The 16,436-nt window shown below is 68.4% G+C and carries 14 protein-coding genes; 12 read left to right on the plus strand and 2 right to left on the minus strand.

Features of this window, described 5'->3' with window-relative positions:
- Nucleotides 1-11: 11 nt before the first annotated feature.
- Nucleotides 12-2,813: an aconitate hydratase gene (locus tag GR168_RS11405; RefSeq protein WP_058250389.1), complete on the minus strand. Its 2,802-nt coding sequence runs from the start codon at nt 2,811-2,813 to the stop codon at nt 12-14.
- Between the two features lie 382 nt (nt 2,814-3,195).
- On the opposite strand from GR168_RS11405, the gene GR168_RS11410 reads away from it, so the two are divergent.
- The 9 genes from GR168_RS11410 to GR168_RS24250 all read left to right on the plus strand — a co-directional run bounded on the left by GR168_RS11410 (nt 3,196) and on the right by GR168_RS24250 (nt 12,648).
- A complete protein-coding gene (locus GR168_RS11410; protein ID WP_065632173.1) occupies nt 3,196-3,807 on the plus strand; it encodes a DUF6676 family protein in 612 nt (203 codons plus the stop codon).
- 372 nt (nt 3,808-4,179) lie between these two features.
- Complete coding sequence (locus tag GR168_RS11415) at nt 4,180-5,694, plus strand: NlpC/P60 family protein (RefSeq protein ID WP_065632228.1); 1,515 nt, start codon at nt 4,180-4,182, stop codon at nt 5,692-5,694.
- A 185-nt stretch (nt 5,695-5,879) separates the two neighbouring features.
- Nucleotides 5,880-7,079, plus strand: a complete 1,200-nt coding sequence (locus GR168_RS11420) for a MoxR family ATPase (RefSeq protein WP_065632174.1) — start codon at nt 5,880-5,882, stop codon at nt 7,077-7,079.
- Nucleotides 7,069-8,007, plus strand: a complete 939-nt coding sequence (locus GR168_RS11425; RefSeq protein ID WP_058250392.1) for a DUF58 domain-containing protein — start codon at nt 7,069-7,071, stop codon at nt 8,005-8,007. Before GR168_RS11420 ends, GR168_RS11425 begins: the two co-directional genes overlap by 11 nt.
- A 4-nt stretch (nt 8,008-8,011) precedes the next feature.
- Nucleotides 8,012-8,980 carry a VWA domain-containing protein gene (locus GR168_RS11430; protein WP_068971571.1) on the plus strand — a complete coding sequence of 323 codons (969 nt, stop codon included), beginning with the start codon at nt 8,012-8,014 and terminating at the stop codon, nt 8,978-8,980.
- Between the two features lie 87 nt (nt 8,981-9,067).
- The gene (gene fabG1 / locus GR168_RS11435; RefSeq protein ID WP_065632177.1) at nt 9,068-9,802 is read left to right on the plus strand and encodes a 3-oxoacyl-ACP reductase FabG1; all 735 of its coding nucleotides are present in this window, start codon (nt 9,068-9,070) and stop codon (nt 9,800-9,802) included.
- A gap of 88 nt (nt 9,803-9,890) precedes the next feature.
- Nucleotides 9,891-10,730: an NADH-dependent enoyl-ACP reductase InhA gene (gene inhA / locus GR168_RS11440; protein ID WP_065632178.1), complete on the plus strand. Its 840-nt coding sequence runs from the start codon at nt 9,891-9,893 to the stop codon at nt 10,728-10,730.
- Nucleotides 10,727-11,851, plus strand: a complete 1,125-nt coding sequence (locus GR168_RS11445; RefSeq protein WP_065632179.1) for a ferrochelatase — start codon at nt 10,727-10,729, stop codon at nt 11,849-11,851. The genes inhA and GR168_RS11445 overlap by 4 nt, the downstream gene beginning before the upstream one ends.
- A gap of 413 nt (nt 11,852-12,264) precedes the next feature.
- A complete protein-coding gene (locus GR168_RS24250) occupies nt 12,265-12,648 on the plus strand; it encodes a hypothetical protein (RefSeq protein ID WP_343213056.1) in 384 nt (127 codons plus the stop codon).
- A 163-nt stretch (nt 12,649-12,811) separates the two neighbouring features.
- Here GR168_RS24250 and GR168_RS11455 read toward each other — a convergent pair whose 3' ends face one another.
- The gene (locus GR168_RS11455; protein ID WP_159370748.1) at nt 12,812-13,666 is read right to left on the minus strand and encodes a serine/threonine protein kinase; all 855 of its coding nucleotides are present in this window, start codon (nt 13,664-13,666) and stop codon (nt 12,812-12,814) included.
- 149 nt (nt 13,667-13,815) lie between these two features.
- Here GR168_RS11455 and GR168_RS11460 point away from each other — a divergent pair, with 149 nt between their 5' ends.
- The 3 genes from GR168_RS11460 (at nt 13,816) to GR168_RS11470 (ending at nt 16,432) form a co-directional block, all read left to right on the plus strand.
- Nucleotides 13,816-14,643, plus strand: a complete 828-nt coding sequence (locus tag GR168_RS11460) for a DUF3097 domain-containing protein (protein WP_159370749.1) — start codon at nt 13,816-13,818, stop codon at nt 14,641-14,643.
- Between the two features lie 82 nt (nt 14,644-14,725).
- Entirely contained in the window at nt 14,726-15,154 is a 429-nt protein-coding gene (locus tag GR168_RS11465; protein ID WP_065632182.1) for an NfeD family protein, read from the plus strand.
- A 45-nt stretch (nt 15,155-15,199) separates the two neighbouring features.
- Nucleotides 15,200-16,432 carry an SPFH domain-containing protein gene (locus GR168_RS11470; RefSeq protein ID WP_065632229.1) on the plus strand — a complete coding sequence of 411 codons (1,233 nt, stop codon included), beginning with the start codon at nt 15,200-15,202 and terminating at the stop codon, nt 16,430-16,432.
- The last annotated feature ends 4 nt before the right edge of the window (nt 16,433-16,436 follow it).

The following is a 16,436-nucleotide window of genomic DNA, read 5'->3' on the forward strand; positions in this document are numbered from 1 at the left end:
AGTGCCTCCTGTCAGCTCTTGATCATGTTGCGCAGCACGTACTGCAGGATGCCTCCGTTGCGGTAGTAGTCGGCCTCACCCGGGGTGTCGATGCGGACCTTGGCGTCGAACTCCACCGTCGAGCCGTCTTCCTTGGTGGCGGTGACGTGCACGGTCGACGGCGTCGTCCCGTTGTTGAGCTCCTCGATGCCCGCGATGTCGTAGGTCTCGGTGCCGTCGAGGCCCAGCGACTTGTGCGACTCGCCCTCGGGGAACTGCAGCGGGATGACGCCCATGCCGATGAGGTTCGAGCGGTGGATGCGCTCGAAGCTCTCGGTGATGACGGCCTTCACGCCGAGGAGGCTGGTGCCCTTGGCCGCCCAGTCACGCGACGATCCGGTGCCGTACTCCTTGCCGCCGAGCACGACGAGCGGGATGTTCTGCTCGGCGTAGTTCTGCGCGGCGTCGTAGATGAACGACTGCGGTGCACCCTCCTGGGTGAAGTCGCGGGTGTAACCGCCGGTCACACCGTCCAGCAGCTGGTTCTGCAGGCGGATGTTGCCGAAGGTCGACCGGATCATCACCTCGTGGTTGCCGCGGCGGGCGCCCAGCGAGTTGTAGTCCTTGCGGGCCACCCCGTTGGCATCGAGGTACTGCGCGGCGGGGGTGCCGGGCTTGATCGTCGACGCGGGGGAGATGTGGTCGGTGGTCACCGAGTCGCCGAGCTTCGCGAGCACGCGTGCGCCCTTGATGTCGGAGACGGGCGACGGCTCACGCTGCATGCCCTCGAAGTACGGAGGCTTGCGGACGTAGGTGGACTCGTCGTCCCACTCGAAGGTCTTGCCCGACGGGGTCGGCAGGTTCTGCCAGCGCTCGTCACCCTTGAAGACGTCGGCGTAGTCCGAGGCGTACTGCTCCGGCGAGATCGACGAGGCGATGGTCGCCTCGATCTCCTCGTTGGTCGGCCAGATGTCCTTGAGGAACACGTCGTTGCCGTCGGTGTCCTTGCCCAGCGCGTCGGTCTCGAAGTCGAAGTCCATCGTGCCGGCCAGGGCATAGGCGATGACCAGCGGCGGCGACGCGAGGTAGTTCATCTTCACGTCGGGGTTGATGCGACCCTCGAAGTTGCGGTTGCCCGACAGCACCGCGGTGGCGGTGAGGTCGTTGTCGTTGATCGCCTTCGAGATCTCCTCCGGCAGCGGGCCGGAATTGCCGATGCACGTGGTGCAGCCGTAGCCGACGAGGTAGAAGCCGAGCTTCTCCAGGTACGGCCAGAGACCGGACTTGTCGTAGTAGCCGGTGACGACCTGCGAGCCCGGTGCCATCGACGTCTTGACCCACGGCTTGGACGACAGGCCCTTCTCCACGGCCTTCTTGGCCAGGAGCGCCGCGCCGAGCATGACCGACGGGTTGGAGGTGTTGGTGCAGCTGGTGATCGAAGCGATGGTCACGATCCCGTGGTCGAGGATCATCGATCCTCGTTCCTCGGAATCCACCCGGACCGGATTGGTCGGCCGGCCCTCGGCGCCGTTGGCGGCCGAGTGCAGCGGCTCGGCGTCGTCGTCGGCGAAGGACAGGGTCGCGGGGTCGGACGCCGGGAAGGTTTCCTCGACCGCCTCGTCCAGCTTGGTCTGCGGAGCGGAGTTGCCGTTCTCGACGTAGTTGTGGATGTCCTTGCGGAACGCGTTCTTCGCGTCCCACAGCTCGATGCGGTCCTGCGGACGCTTCGGGCCGGCGATCGACGGGACGACGTCGGCCAGGTCGAGCTCGAGGTACTCCGAGTACACGGCCTCCTCGGCGTCCTTCTCCAGCCACATGCCCTGTTCCTTGGCATAGGCCTCGACGAGCGCGAGCGTCTCCTCGCTGCGCCCGGTGAGTCGGAGGTAGTTGACGGTCTCGCCGTCGATCGGGAACATCGCGCAGGTCGAGCCGAACTCGGGGCTCATGTTGCCGATGGTGGCGCGGTTGGCGAGCGGGACCTCGCCGACACCGTTGCCGTAGAACTCGACGAACTTGCCGACCACGCCGTGCTTGCGCAGCATCTCGGTGATGGTGAGGACCACGTCGGTCGCGGTGACGCCCGGCTTGGTCGCGCCGGTGAGCTTGAAGCCGACGACGCGGGGGATGAGCATGGAGACCGGCTGACCGAGCATCGCGGCCTCGGCCTCGATGCCGCCGACGCCCCAGCCCAGGACGCCGAGGCCGTTCTCCATCGTGGTGTGCGAGTCGGTGCCGATGCAGGTGTCGGGGTAGGCGACGCCGTCACGGACCATCACCGAGCGCGCGAGGTGCTCGATGTTGACCTGGTGCACGATGCCGGTGCCCGGCGGCACGACGCGGAAGTCGTCGAAGGCGCCCTGACCCCAGCGGAGGAACTTGTAGCGCTCCTCGTTGCGCTGGTACTCGATCTCGACGTTGCGCTCGAACGCCTGGGCATTGCCGAAAGCCTCGATGATGACGGAGTGGTCGATGACCATCTCGGCCGGCGCGAGCGGGTTGACCTTGTCCGGGTCGCCGCCGAGTTCCTTGACGGCGTCGCGCATGGTCGTGAGGTCGACGATGCAGGGCACGCCGGTGAAGTCCTGCATGATCACGCGGGCAGGCGTGAACTGGATCTCGACGCTCGGTTCGGCGTTCGGGTCCCAGTTCGCCAGGGCCTCGATGTGCTCCTTGGTGATGTTCGCGCCGTCCTCGGTGCGCAGGAGGTTCTCGGCGAGGACCTTCAGAGCGTAGGGGAGCTTGGCGGTGCCCTCGACAGCGTTCAGACGGTAGATCTCGTAGCTGTTGTCACCGACGTCCAGCGTGCCGCGGGCGCCGAAGGAATTGATACTCACGTCTAAATCCACTCTCCTCGTGTGCCGGCGGGCTGCGCCGGCGATTACTCGATGATCCACTTGCGGTCGGGCGGGGCTGGTCGATCCGGCGCAGTCGTGCCGCACCGGCTGACGTTCTGCACCGGCGGGCTGCGCCGGCACCATCGGATGTCCGCGAGGGCCACCCGCGACAACGTCGTCCAGTCTAACAGTACGAGCGTACTGTTACCAAGCTCGGGCCGGGACACGCCGGATCGGACCTGCCGACACCGGAATACCCAGACGAGTCCATTGTGTCGTACGGTGCAGGGCGGGGTTCGGCGAGGAGACACTCGACGCCGGCGCGATACCGCCCGTCAACGTGCACGCAACCCCGGGTGATCTCGAGAGGCAGGGGTGGCGGATGGGTCCGCAGGCGACGACGCTGGTGCTGGCAGCTCCCGCGGAGAACAACGAACTCACCGGACTCGTCGGGGTCGACATGGGTGAGCTGTCGCGGGACATCGCCGACGACGGCGTGGCGGGGGCGACGCCCGAACAGTTGCCCGGCATGCTCGAGGTCGTCGAATACGCCCAGTCGAAGGGCCATGACGTCAGCTTCGTGGTCATCGACCAGGTTCAGCCCCGGTTCACTCTCTACCGCGACGTCGCGAACCAGTTGCAGGAACAGGTCGGCGGCACCGTCATCGTGCTCGGCCCCAACTCGGTCGGCAGCTCGTCGCCCGAATTCAGCCGGGTGGTGCAGGAACAGGCCACCGACGGCCTGACCCTCACCGACCCCGCGGGTGCGGCGCGACAGATGATCGACACGATGACCGGTCCCAACGTGGACTGGACGATCGTGGGCCTCCTGCTGATCCTGGTCGTCGCGGGCGGAGCCGTGCTCGCCCGGCTCCGGCAGGTCCGCACCCGCAAGAACCTGGCCGCCGGTCCGCTGGGACCCGTGCGGGCCACCGCCGCGGAGTCGGATGACTCGTCGGCACCACGTCGCGAGCCGACCGCTTCCGGCCGGTAGTACGCAGGCCAGGGCCGCCTCGGCCGGCCGGCGATGCGGCGGGCGGGCCCGGCTCCTGGCACCTCGTTCTCGCGCGGCGGGGACCCTTCACGGCGTGTCTTCCGGTCTGTTGCCAATTCGAGACCTTGACGACCGTTCGATCTTTCGCCAGTTCACGGCATTTTCGCAGGTAATCACGCCTTTGTAATTCGCGAACACGGTTTTCTCGTGTGGTTGATGTGACGTACGGTTCTGATGTCGCGTGTGATGCCTGTGTTCTCTACAGGGTCCGATGTGGCGGAAGTGCAGTGCGTGATCGCCGCGGGTTCAGACACCCCGGACGGTCGCCGGACCGGGGATCGGAAGATCCCCGCGAATCGCGAGGAGTTCCAGGTGAGGCGAGGAAGAACTGGTGCGTCATGGCCGGCGCGCGTCTCGGCGGCCCTTGCTGTCGCACTCGTCTGCGCGGTCGGCGCGGGTCATGCCGACGCGGCGCCCAAGAAGACGCCCGAGTCGCCCATCTCCGGTCTGATCAACCGGATCGCGACGGTCAACCAGGACATCGCCGACCTCGACCAGGCGCTCGCGTCCCGCCAGGAGAACGTGAACCGATCGATCGTCGACTTCCAGAACTCGCTCGCGCAGCAGCGCCTCGCCACGGTGGCCGCGCGTGGAGCACGCACCGAACTCGACCGATCGAGCAAGGCCGTCGTCGACGCGCAGAAGGAGTTCGACCGGTTCGCCCGCCTGGCGTACCAGCAGGGGCCCGAGCAGGGTTCGATGTCGAACTACGTTGCCTCCGAAGACCCGCAGGGCGTCCTCGACCGCATGAAGCTGATCGATCAGGTCGGCAAGAAGCAGCAGGAGATGATTCGACGGCTGCAGGTGGCCCGCAACCAGAAGGCCAACCGACTCGCCGCCGTCGAGGCCACCCGCCGGCAGGCGTCGTTCGCGGCCAAGAGCGCCGAACAGCGCAAGACCGACGCCATGGCGGCGGTCACCGAGGCGAAGGCCGCCATCGCTTCGCAGCAGAAGCGCAAGGCCACCCTGATCGGGGAACGCGACCGGGTCCAGAAGCGCCTCAACACGATTCGCGGATACGTGCCGAAGAAGACGGTCGAGGGGCCGTCGGCGAGCGATCTGCTCTCGAACCTGTTCCCGACGGAACCGTCGGCCGAGGGGGCGCTCAAGGCGCTACCCGCCACGCCCGCCACCGACAACCAGGCACTGGCCGTCGCGGCGGAGGCCGCCGCGCGCCTCGCCATCGACGTCGGTTCGTCGATCCTCGCCGGTCTGGTCGGGCAGCAGCAGTTGCCCCAGTCCGAGTTGCTGAACGAGCTCGGCATCGGTGGTGCGGACATCACCGGCAGCAGCGGTGGCGACACCCTCAGTGCGCGACTCGGTTCGGGAAGCCTCGGCTCTCTGTTCGGCAGTTCCTCCGGCGGCGGCGGGGGCGGGGGCGGCGTCGTCCGACCCGGGCTGCGCGGTCCGCAAGCCGTCGAGATCGCCGTCAACCGTGCGCTCTCGCAGCTGAACGTGCCCTACGCCTGGGGCGGTGGCGACGCGAACGGCCCGACGCAGGGAATCCGCGACGGCGGTGTGGCCGACAGCTACGGCGACTACAACAAGATCGGTTTCGACTGCTCCGGCCTGATGATCTACGCGTTCGCCGGCGTCGGGATCGAACTGCCGCACTACACCGGTTACCAGTACACCTCGGGACCGCAGTTCCCGCTGTCACAGATGCGACGCGGCGACATGATCTTCTACGGCCCCAACGCGAGTGCGCACGTCGCGCTGTACCTCGGCGACAACAAGATGGTCGAGGCACCGCAGTCGGGTGACGTGGTCAAGGTGTCCCCGCTGCGCACCAACGGTGCGATGCCGAACGTGGTCCGTCTGCTCTGAGGCGTGGTGGTTCCGGCGGCAGCTGTGAACGACCGACACCCGTCGAGTCTTCTTGGCACCTTTTCAGCCGGCACGGCTAGGCTGGCACAGACACGCGGGGTCGACGCCTGCGCGCTGCGCGTTCGCGCCGCCCGTGGGCCCTCGCGGTTCGACGGAACAGCAGTTCAGAGGAACAGGAGCACGGGTTGACCGAATCGCACTCCCTCGGCAAGGCGGCCACGGGGGATCCCGCGGCGGCAGGAGCGGACGGCTCGGTGCTGAGCGACGCCGACGTCGCCCTGCTCGAGCGGGCCATCTACGAGGTCAAGCGCGTCATCGTCGGCCAGGATCAGCTCGTCGAGCGCATTCTCGTCGGTCTCCTCGCGCGCGGACACATCTTGCTCGAGGGCGTGCCGGGTGTCGCGAAGACGCTCGCTGTCGAGACGTTCGCCCGCGTCGTCGGCGGGTCGTTCTCGCGAGTGCAGTTCACCCCTGACCTCGTGCCCACCGACCTGATCGGTACGCGTATCTACCGTCAGGGCCGCGAGGAGTTCGACACCGAGCTCGGCCCGGTGGTCGCGAACTTCCTGCTCGCCGACGAGATCAACCGCGCACCCGCGAAGGTGCAGTCGGCACTGCTCGAGGTGATGGCCGAGCGGCACGTCTCGATCGGCGGCAAGACGTACTCGATGCCGGATCCGTTCCTGGTCATGGCGACGCAGAACCCGATCGAGAACGAGGGTGTCTACCCGCTGCCCGAGGCGCAGCGGGACCGCTTCCTGTTCAAGGTCCTCGTCGACTACCCGTCAGTGGAGGAGGAGCGCGAGATCGTCTATCGGATGGGCAACGTCCCGCCGACCGCCTCCCAGGTTCTCGACCCCGCCGCGATGCTGCGCCTGCAGCGGACCGCGGCGAACGTCTTCGTCCATCACGCGCTCGTGGACTACGTCGTCCGGGTCATCAACGCCACCCGCCGGCCGGCCGAGCTGGGCCTGAACGACGTCGCGTCGTGGCTGTCCTACGGCGCGTCGCCTCGTGCGACGCTGGGCATCGTGGCCGCGGCCCGCGCCCTGGCGCTGGTCCGCGGACGCGACTACGTGATCCCGCAGGACGTCGTCGAGATCATGCCCGACGTGCTGCGGCACCGCCTCGTGCTGTCCTACGACGCACTGGCCGACGAGATCGATGCCGACCAGGTCATCGCCCGCGTCCTGCAGACCGTCGGACTGCCGCAGGTCGGCGCGCAACCGGTGCCGCAGGGGCAGTACCCGCCCGGACAGCAGCACGCGCCCAATCCCGGACACGGGCCGAATGGGTATGCGGGACAGCAGGTCCCGCAGTCCGCCGGTCCGATGGACCCGAATTCGGCCCCGGCGAACCGGAATTCACCTCAGTATGGCGGCTAATCGGGACCTACCGCGTCTCGGCGCCGGGCTGCTCGACGAGGCGCAGCTGACGGCGGCGCTGAAGATGCTCGAGCTCACCGTGCGGCGCAAACTCGACGGCGTGCTCCAGGGCGAGCACCTGGGTCTGATCCCCGGACCGGGTTCGGAGCCGGGGGAGGCGCGGGCCTATCAGCCGGGCGACGACGTCCGGCGGATGGAGTGGTCGGTCACCGCACGCACGACCCAGCCGCATGTCCGGCAGATGATCGCCGACCGGGAACTCGAGACCTGGCTCGTCGTCGACGCCTCGGCCAGCCTCGACTTCGGCACCGTCGACTGCACCAAGCGCGACCTGGCCGTCGCCGCGGCCGCGGCTCTGGTCCACCTCACGACCGGCGGCGGCAACCGGCACGGCGCGCTGGTGGTGACCGGTGACGACGTGGTGCGGGTACCGGCCCGTGCCGGGCGCGCGCACGCCCAGAACCTCCTCAAGACCATCGCCACCACGCGACGCAGCTCGCCCGGCGTCCGGGGTGACCTGAAGGCGGGGATCGAGGCGCTCCGACGGCCCCAGCGCCGTCGCGGCCTCGCGGTCGTCATCAGTGACTTCCTCGGCCCGATCGACTGGGAGCGCTCGCTGCGCGCCATCGGCGCACACCACGAACTCCTCGCGGTCGAGGTCCTCGACCCCCGCGATCTCGACCTCCCGGCGATCGGGGAGGTCACCCTGGCCGACGCGGAGTCCGGGGAGATCCACGACGTGACGATCACCGACGACCTCCGGCGCGACTTCGCGGCCGCGGCGCGCGCACACCAGCAGCGGGTCCACCGCACTCTGCGCAGCTGTGGCGGCGCGATCCTGACGTTGCGCACGGATCGGGAGTGGATCGCCGACACCGTCAAGTTCGTCGCACAACGCCGCCGCGGTCTCGCGGCGGGGGTGGGGTAGGTCGATGCTGTCCAGTCCCTGGTGGTTGCTCCTGCTCCTGGTCGTGGCGCTGCTCGGCGCCGCGTACGTCTACATGCTGCGCCGGCGGCGGCAGCGTGCGCTGACCTTCGCGAACCTGGACCTGCTGAAGTCGGTCGCGCCCGCGGACCGTAGTCGTCTGCGGCACCTGCCGATCGCACTGCTGATCGTCTCGCTGATCCTGTTGACGGTCGCGCTGTCCGGGCCGCAGGCCGATCGCAAGGTGCCGCGCAACAAGGCGACCGTCGTCCTGGTGATGGACGTGTCGCGGTCGATGAACGCCACCGACGTGTCGCCGTCGCGGATCCGCGCGGCGCAGGAGGCGGCGAAGAAGTTCGCCGACGAGCTGACCGAGGGCATCAACCTCGGACTGATCTCCTTCGCCGGTACCGCCGCCAGCCTTGTGTCGCCGACGCCGGATCACAACGCCACCAAGGTCGCGGTGGACAAACTGCGGCTCGACGACAAGACGGCAACCGGGGAGGGCATCTTCGCGGCCCTGCAGCAGATCAGCACGTTGAACGCGGTGCTCGGCGGGACCGAGGGCGCACCACCTGCGCGGATCGTACTGCTCTCCGATGGTAAGGAGACCGTCCCGGACGACCCCGACGACCCGCGGGGTGCCTTCACCGCGGCCCGGAAGGCCAAGGAGGAGAAGATCCCGGTCTCCACGATCTCCTTCGGTACCCGGACCGGCACCGTCGAACTCGAGGGCGACCGGGTGCCGGTGCCGGTCGACGACGACTCGCTGCGCAAGATCGCCAACCTGTCCGGTGGCGACTTCTTCACCGCGGCCAGCCTCGACGAGTTGAACAAGGTCTACGAGCAGCTCCAGGACGAGATCGGTTACGAAACCCGTCGAGGGGACAATTCGAAGCCGTGGCTGGTCGCCGGTACGTTGTTCGCGCTGGTGTCGGCGTTCGCCGCGCTGGCCATCAACCGCCGGCTGCCCTGACGCGGACGTGTCCGGGGTGTGCCGCCGTGCGCCCCGCCCCCCGACCGCGTGTCACCCCCGCAACGAGAACGGATAAGTTGAACACCCATGACGGCAGCTAGCAACGAAGCGCAGAATCCCTCCCGCTCGGTCCTGGTGACCGGCGGCAACCGCGGAATCGGCCTGGCCGTGGCCCAGCGACTGGCAGCCGACGGTCACCGGGTGGCGGTGACGCACCGCGGTTCCGGAGCCCCGGACGGACTGTTCGGCGTCAAGTGCGATGTCACCGACTCGGAGTCGGTCGACCGCGCCTTCGCCGAGGTCGAGGCGCATCAGGGTCCCGTGGAGATCCTCGTCGCCAACGCGGGGATCACCGAGAACATGCTCCTCATGCGACTGTCCGAGGAATCCTTCGAGAAGGTCCTCGACGCGAACCTCACCGGCGCGTTCCGGTGCGCCAAGCGCGCCACCAAGGGGATGCAGCGCGCCAAGTGGGGCCGGATGATCTTCCTCGGCTCGGTGGTCGCGATGTCCGGCATCCCCGGCCAGGTGAACTACGCGGCCTCGAAGGCGGGCCTGATCGGGATGGCGCGCTCGATTGCGCGTGAGATCGGCTCGCGCAACATCACCGCGAACGTCGTGGCGCCCGGGTTCATCGAGACGGACATGACCGCGTCGATGGAGGACCGCTACATCGAGATGGCCAAGCAGGCGATCCCGCTCGGCCGAACCGGCAAGCCCGAGGACGTCGCGGCGGCCATCAGCTTCCTCGCCTCCGACGAGGGCGGTTACATCTCCGGTGCGGTCCTGCCCGTCGACGGCGGGATGGGCATGGGGCACTGAAACTGCCGAGCGCGGTCGCACGGCTACTGACCCGCACAGCGCAGTCGTAAGGCACGTCAATCAACGTCGAACTCAGGAGCACATCTTCGTGAGCGGAATCCTGGACGGGAAGACCGTCCTCATCACGGGCATCATCACCGATGCGTCGATCGCCTTCCACGCCGCCGCCATGGCGCAGGAGCAGGGCGCCACGGTCCTCATCACCGGCATCCCGGAACGGCTCCGGTTGATCGACCGGATCGCCAAGCGGTTGCCGAAGGAGGTGCCGCCGGCCATCGGGCTCGACGTCACCAACGAGGGCGATCTCGGCGCGCTCGCCGGGAAGCTCGCCGAGCTGGCGCCGCAGGGCATCGACGGCGTCATGCACTCGATCGCCTTCGCGCCGCGCACCTTGATGGGTCCCGAGGCCAAGCCGTTCCTGGAGGGGCCGGGCCCCGACGCCGCCAAGGCCTTCGAGATCTCGGCGTGGAGCTACGCCTCGCTCGCCCGCGCCGTGCTCCCCGCCATGAACGAGGGCGGCTCCATCGTGGGCATGGACTTCGATCCCCGCACCGCGATGCCGTACTACAACTGGATGGGTGTGGCGAAGGCCGCGCTCGAGTCGGTGAACCGGTACGTGGCGCGCGAAGTGGGCAACGCGAAGAACATCCGGTCGAACCTGGTGGCCGCCGGCCCGATCAAGACCCTGGCCGCGAAGGCGATCGCGGGTACCGCGACCGATGACGCCAAGCAGCTCAACATGCTCAACGAGTACTGGGACGGCGCGTCCCCGATCGGCTGGGACGTCGACGATCCCACCGTCGTCGCGAAGTCGGTGTGTGCGCTCCTCAGCGACTGGCTGCCGGCGACCACCGGTTCCATCGTCTACGTCGACGGTGGCGCCAGCCACAACACCTGGTTCCCGGAGGGCATGACCACCGGCTCATGAGTTCGCCAGCACCGGGGGACACCGCGCCCGTCGATCCCGCTCCGTTCGATGCCGTCCTGTTCCTGTCGTTCGGCGGACCGGACGGGCCCGAGGACGTGATGCCGTTCCTGGAGAACGTCACTCGCGGTCGGGGAATCCCGCGCGAACGGCTCGAGTCGGTGGCCGAGCACTACCTGCACTTCGGCGGCGTCTCACCGATCAACCGGCTCAACCTCGAGATGATCGATGCCCTGCGTGCCGAGCTCGACCGACGTGGTGTCGACCTCCCGGTGTATTTCGGCAACCGCAACTGGCACCCGATGGTCGAGGACACCCTGGCCGAGATGTACCGCGCCGGTCATCGCCGGATCCTCGTGTTCCCGACCTCGGCGTGGGGCGGCTACTCGGGGTGCCGGCAGTATCACGAGGACATCGACCGGGCGGTGACGGCGCTTGCCGACCGTGAACCGACGAGCCGCGAACCCGACGGTGCGGTGGTGCTCCGCAAGCTCCCGCAGTACTGGTCGCATCCGGCGTTCGTCGCGGCCGGGGCCGACGCGGTGAGCCGCGCTCTGGACGCACTCGGGCCCGGCGAGGAGCCGCCACGGCTGGTGTTCACCGCCCATTCGGTCCCGACCTCGGCCGATGAGGCGTCGGGTCCGGCGGCCGACGGCGGGAAGCTGTACTCGCGCCAGGTGCTGGCGGCGTCGCAGGCGGTCGCCGACGAGCTCGGCGTCGCCGACTTCGATCAGGTCTGGCAGTCACGGTCGGGTCCACCGCAGATCCCGTGGCTGGAGCCGGACATCTGTGACCATCTGGAGAGCCTTGCCGCGGAGGGTGTTCGACGGGTGGTCGTCTACCCGGTCGGGTTCATCTCCGACCATCTCGAGGTGATCTGGGATCTCGACAACGAGGCCGCGGAGGTCGCCGAGCGCCTCGGCCTGGACTATGTCCGCGCCGACACCGTGGGTCCCGATCCGCGGTTCATCTCGATGATCGGCGAATTCGTGGAGGCCTACGCCGGGGGCTTGGGCGACCTGTCGGCGATGGGATGCGGAGACAACGGCAGCACCTGTCGAGACCGGTGCTGTGTGCCCGCGGCGCGGCCTAGATCTGCGGCGAGGCCATCTGACCGCGCGTAGATTCACTGGCTTTGTTTGCCTTCATAACGATTTGATATAGGAACGGTCCATAATGTGATCTGCGCCTCAGTCGAAATGAAACTCTCGTGGCACGCGCATCTGAATCGGGGTGCGAACGTGAGAGAGAAATTTCCATGGCAGAAGGACCACTGAGGCTCGAGATCGATTTCCTCGGACCGATTCTGAAGACACTTTCCACCGGCTCCGCGGACGGTAGCAGCGAGCCCGTCAACTGAGATCCGTTTCCGCTGTGGGCTGCGTTGACGACGTAGCCCACAGCGGCGTGATCTCTCCTTTGTGCGCGTGTATCAACAGTGTTGACCGCGGAACGACTACTCATCCCAGTTGATCTCCGACCTGCTACGCAGCTACTCGCACGAGCGGTCGAGGACATTCCGTTGTATCGATGGGTGTTGGGTGACCACCTCCCGGATCTCACGCTGCGGGAATGGTTGGCCGAGATCTTGGTGCGGCCTTATCTCAACGCCGGCTGCGTATTGGGTTCCTTCCAGAACGAGCATCTCGTCGGAATTCTGATCTGGCATCCCCACGATGTCGAATTGTCGCCCGACGGCGAACCGCCGCTCGGCCCGGCTGATTTTGTCCGGGTCGCGGCCATTCCCGGACTCCGCGAACGGCTGATCGAGTTCCTCACCAGCCCACAATTGCCCTCCCCGGCATCGGATGCCGTCGATGTGCGGATCGCGGCGATTGTTCCCGAAGCTCGTGGTGGCGACGCTCTCGTTCGCATGATGCGCGAAGTGGAACGGTTCTGTGTCTCTGCGGCCCGGCCGTAGTACGCCTGGACCGGCTCCGCTCGGCTGCGGGACTGGTTCGTCCACGAATGGGGGGCGACGTTGTTCGCCACCGAACAGCGGAACGGACTCGATCTGTACGGCGTCGTGTCCGACCGTCCGCCGCGGCTCCGGGAGTGACCTTCCGGCGGTGGCGGCCCGGGTCCTAGCGTCGCAGTAGCTCGAGGATCGTGTGATTGACCGCCGCCGCCCGTGCGGTCCGCGTCAGCGCCTGGAGGCCCCGGAGCGTCGCGTCGCCGGAATCCCATTGTCCGGCACTGTCGCCGATCTCCACATTGCGCGCTCCGGCGAGGTCGACGATCGCCTCGACCTGTGCCGCCGTGTCGATCAGGCGGGTGGAGCGCGCGTCGAGGAGGTGCGGGGGCAGGGCGACCCGATGCCTCGAGGTGAGCGCCGCGAGTTCCGTACGGAGGTCGCTCGCGTCGGCCGACCGGCGTCCGCCGAGCCCGCCGATGATCGTGGTCGCCTCTCGAACTGCTTGCCGCAGCTCGTATTCCAGATCACCGGCACTGGGTCCCGCGGATACGAGATGACCGAGGTCGAGGGTCGCGTCGTAGCGGTAGGCCGACCACGTGCACGTGACGAACGGTGGATCGGCGGTGTCGGCGGCGAACTCCGGTACGAGCGCGAGCGTGCCGGCGCCCGCCGCGTCGTCGACGAGCAGCACCTCGCCCGCGCCGAGTGCGGCCGACGTCGCGACATGCGGTGGGAGTCCCTGCGGATCACCCGTGGAGGGCAGGCGGACGACGAGGCGTCGAGCGGGTCGCAGCAGCGCGAGCAGATCGAGCACCCCGTTCGCCGAACCCGTTGCGGGCGAATTCTGTTCGGCCCCGGCGACCCCGCCGTCGGGCCAGTGCAGGAGGTGCCGGTCGGCGGATTCCGCCAGGGCTTCGATCACGTCGTCGGGGGAGCACCGGCCGGTGATCCAGGCGGCCGACCACGCGCCGAGGGCGCACGTCGGCCACGCGACGGTGGCGGAGAGCAGGCGGCTGCGTTTCATCAAGAAGCCAGGATACCGGCGAGGCCGGTGGGAGCCGGGCGTGGCAACCCCGCGGGCGGGCCCGCGGGGCATACGGTGTGTGCGCCGCCCGACCTGTCCATCGCGGCGGCGTGATCACGAGATGACCGATCGAGAGATGGTGGTGTGCGATGGATGACCGCTACGGACGCGATGTGCTCTCCCAGCCCCGTCGGGCGAAGCCGCGTCCCGCGGAGGTCGCCGCGGATCGCGATCTGGTCGTCGAGGACGCCGCCACCGGCTTCTGCGGTGCGGTCGTCGGGCTCGAGAAGAGCTACGCCGGCGATCTCGTCCGGCTGGAGGACCGGCGAGGTCAGACGCGGGTGTTCCTGATGCACCCCGGCGCGTTCCTCATCGACGGTCGGCCGGTGACGCTCGTACGGCCGCGCACCAGGGGCCCGCAGCAGCCGGCCATGACGGCTTCGGGATCGCGAGCCGCACCTCGCGCCCGCGCGCGGACCGCGCGCGCCAGCCGGCTCTTCGTCGAGGGCGTGCACGACGCGACACTCCTCGAGCGCGTGTGGGGTGACGACCTCCGCGCGGAGGGCGTGGTCGTCGTCAGCCTCGACGGCCTCGACAACCTCGAGGCGGCACTCGACGAATTCCAGCCGGCACCGCATCGCCGGGCCGGTGTCCTCGTCGACCATCTGGTGGCGGGTTCCAAAGAAGCACAACTCACCGCCGAGGTCGGGGAGCACGTCCTCGTGTGCGGGCATCCCTACATCGACGTCTGGGAGGCGGTGAAGCCGGCGTCGGTGAAGATCCCGGCGTGGCCGCACATCCCGCGGGGCACCGACTGGAAGACCGGGGTGTGTGCCGAGCTCGGCTGGGGGGACCCTCGTGACGGCTGGCGCCGGGTGTTGGGCGGGGTGAGCAGTTTCCGGGATCTCGAGGTCGATCTGCTGCGGTCGGTGGAAGAACTCATCGATTTCGTGACCGCGGCCGAAGAGCCCAGGTGACGCACACGGCCTGACGCCCACCGGGGCCCACCCGCGTCGTGAGCGCCGAAGGCGGTTCGGACATCTCTGGCAGACTGGACCCATGAGCGCCCTGCTGTGGTTGGCGGCCGCGATCGTCCTGGTGGTCGCGGAGATGTTCGGTGGCGAACTCGTCCTGCTCATGCTCGCCGGGGGCGCATTCGCGGCCGCCGGTGTCGATTTCGCGTTCGAGACGCCGCTGTGGGTCGAGGGGCTGGTCTTCGCGCTCGTCTCGGTGCTGCTGCTGGTTGCGGTCCGTCCGATCGCCCGTAAGCACATGCTGAACCGTCCGGCGGTCCTGATGAACACCGAGGCGCTCGAGGGTCGGCCGGCGGTGGTGACCGAACAGGTCGACGCCCGTGACGGACGCGTCAAGATCGGCGGCGACGTGTGGTCGGCCCGCACGATGGACCCGACCCAGGTGCTCGAACCCGGAACCCACGTGACCGTCGTGGAGATCGACGGCGCGACCGCGGTGGTGTGGCGCGCCTGAGTGTGCCGCCGCGACACCGCCGAACGACAACGCTGGAAGGTGACCATGGAGTACGAGATCTTCGGCCTGACCGTCATCGTTTTGCTCGTGTTGCTCGTGGTGGTGATGCTGGTCAAGTCCGTCGCCCTCATCCCGCAGGCGGAGGCCGCGGTCATCGAGCGACTGGGCCGCTACACCCGCACCGTGTCCGGCCAGCTCACCCTGCTGTTGCCGTTCATCGACCGCATCCGCGCCCGCGTCGACGTCCGTGAACGAGTGGTGTCGTTCCCGCCGCAGCCGGTCATCACCGAGGACAACCTGACGCTGTCCATCGACACCGTCGTCTACTTCCAGGTCACCAATCCCCGCGCCGCCGTGTACGAGATCGACGACTACATCGCCGGCGTCGAGCAGCTGACGATCACGACGCTGCGCAACGTGGTCGGCGGGATGACGCTCGAGGAGACCCTGACCTCCCGCGATTCCATCAACGGCCAGCTACGCGGAGTCCTCGACGAGGCGACCGGCCGCTGGGGCCTCCGGGTCGCGCGCGTCGAGCTGAAGTCGATCATGCCGCCGCCGTCGATCCAGGAGTCGATGGAGAAGCAGATGAAGGCCGACCGCGAGAAGCGGGCGACGATCCTCTCGGCCGAGGGCCAGCGCGAGTCGGCGATCAAGACCGCCGAGGGAAACAAGCAGTCGCAGATCCTCGCCGCCGAGGGTGCCAAGCAGGCCGCGATCCTTGCGGCCGAGGCGGATCGGCAGTCGCGCATCCTGCGGGCGCAGGGCGACCGCGCCGCGTCGTACCTCAACGCCCAGGGTGAGGCGAAGGCGATCGAGAAGACCTTCGCGGCGATCAAGGCGGCCAAGCCGACCCCGGAACTCCTGGCCTACCAGTATCTGCAGCAGTTGCCCGAGATGGCCAAGGGCGAGGGCAGCAAGGTGTGGGTGGTGCCGTCCGACTTCGGTTCGGCCCTCCAGGGTTTCGCGAAATCCTTCGGTGTCCAGGGAGACGACGGCGTGTTCCGGTACGAGCCGGCCGACTCGCCGCCCTCGCCGATCGACGACTCGGAGACCGAGGACTGGTTCTCGATGGCCTCCGATCCCAAGGTCGCCCAGGCCGTCGCCGAGGCGGAGGCGGTGGCCCGCACCCCGGTCGCGCCCGAGATCACCGCTCGTGCGTCGCGCGCGTCGCGCCATGCGTCGCCGGTGGGGTCCGAGCCGGCCGAGCTCACCGATGGTGCGTGGTCCCAGCCCGTACAGCCCGAGGAGCCGGGGCCGGCCGAGCCCACGACCTGAGAAC

This window comes from Gordonia sp. JH63, assembly GCF_009856645.1.
In the GTDB taxonomy this organism is placed as follows: domain Bacteria; phylum Actinomycetota; class Actinomycetes; order Mycobacteriales; family Mycobacteriaceae; genus Gordonia; species Gordonia hongkongensis.

Bases quoted from the DNA above. Each gene is read 5' to 3' on its own strand.
- GR168_RS11410 (WP_065632173.1), top strand. From the start codon at position 3,196: ATGGGTCCGCAGGCGACGACGCTGGTGCTGGCAGCTCCCGCGGAGAAC.
- GR168_RS11425 (WP_058250392.1), top strand. From the start codon at position 7,069: ATGGCGGCTAATCGGGACCTACCGCGTCTCGGCGCCGGGCTGCTCGAC.
- GR168_RS11430 (WP_068971571.1), top strand. From the start codon at position 8,012: ATGCTGTCCAGTCCCTGGTGGTTGCTCCTGCTCCTGGTCGTGGCGCTG.
- fabG1 (WP_065632177.1), top strand. From the start codon at position 9,068: ATGACGGCAGCTAGCAACGAAGCGCAGAATCCCTCCCGCTCGGTCCTG.
- GR168_RS11445 (WP_065632179.1), top strand. From the start codon at position 10,727: ATGAGTTCGCCAGCACCGGGGGACACCGCGCCCGTCGATCCCGCTCCG.
- GR168_RS11455 (WP_159370748.1), bottom strand. From the start codon at position 13,666: ATGAAACGCAGCCGCCTGCTCTCCGCCACCGTCGCGTGGCCGACGTGC.
- GR168_RS11460 (WP_159370749.1), top strand. From the start codon at position 13,816: ATGGATGACCGCTACGGACGCGATGTGCTCTCCCAGCCCCGTCGGGCG.
- GR168_RS11465 (WP_065632182.1), top strand. From the start codon at position 14,726: ATGAGCGCCCTGCTGTGGTTGGCGGCCGCGATCGTCCTGGTGGTCGCG.
- GR168_RS11470 (WP_065632229.1), top strand. From the start codon at position 15,200: ATGGAGTACGAGATCTTCGGCCTGACCGTCATCGTTTTGCTCGTGTTG.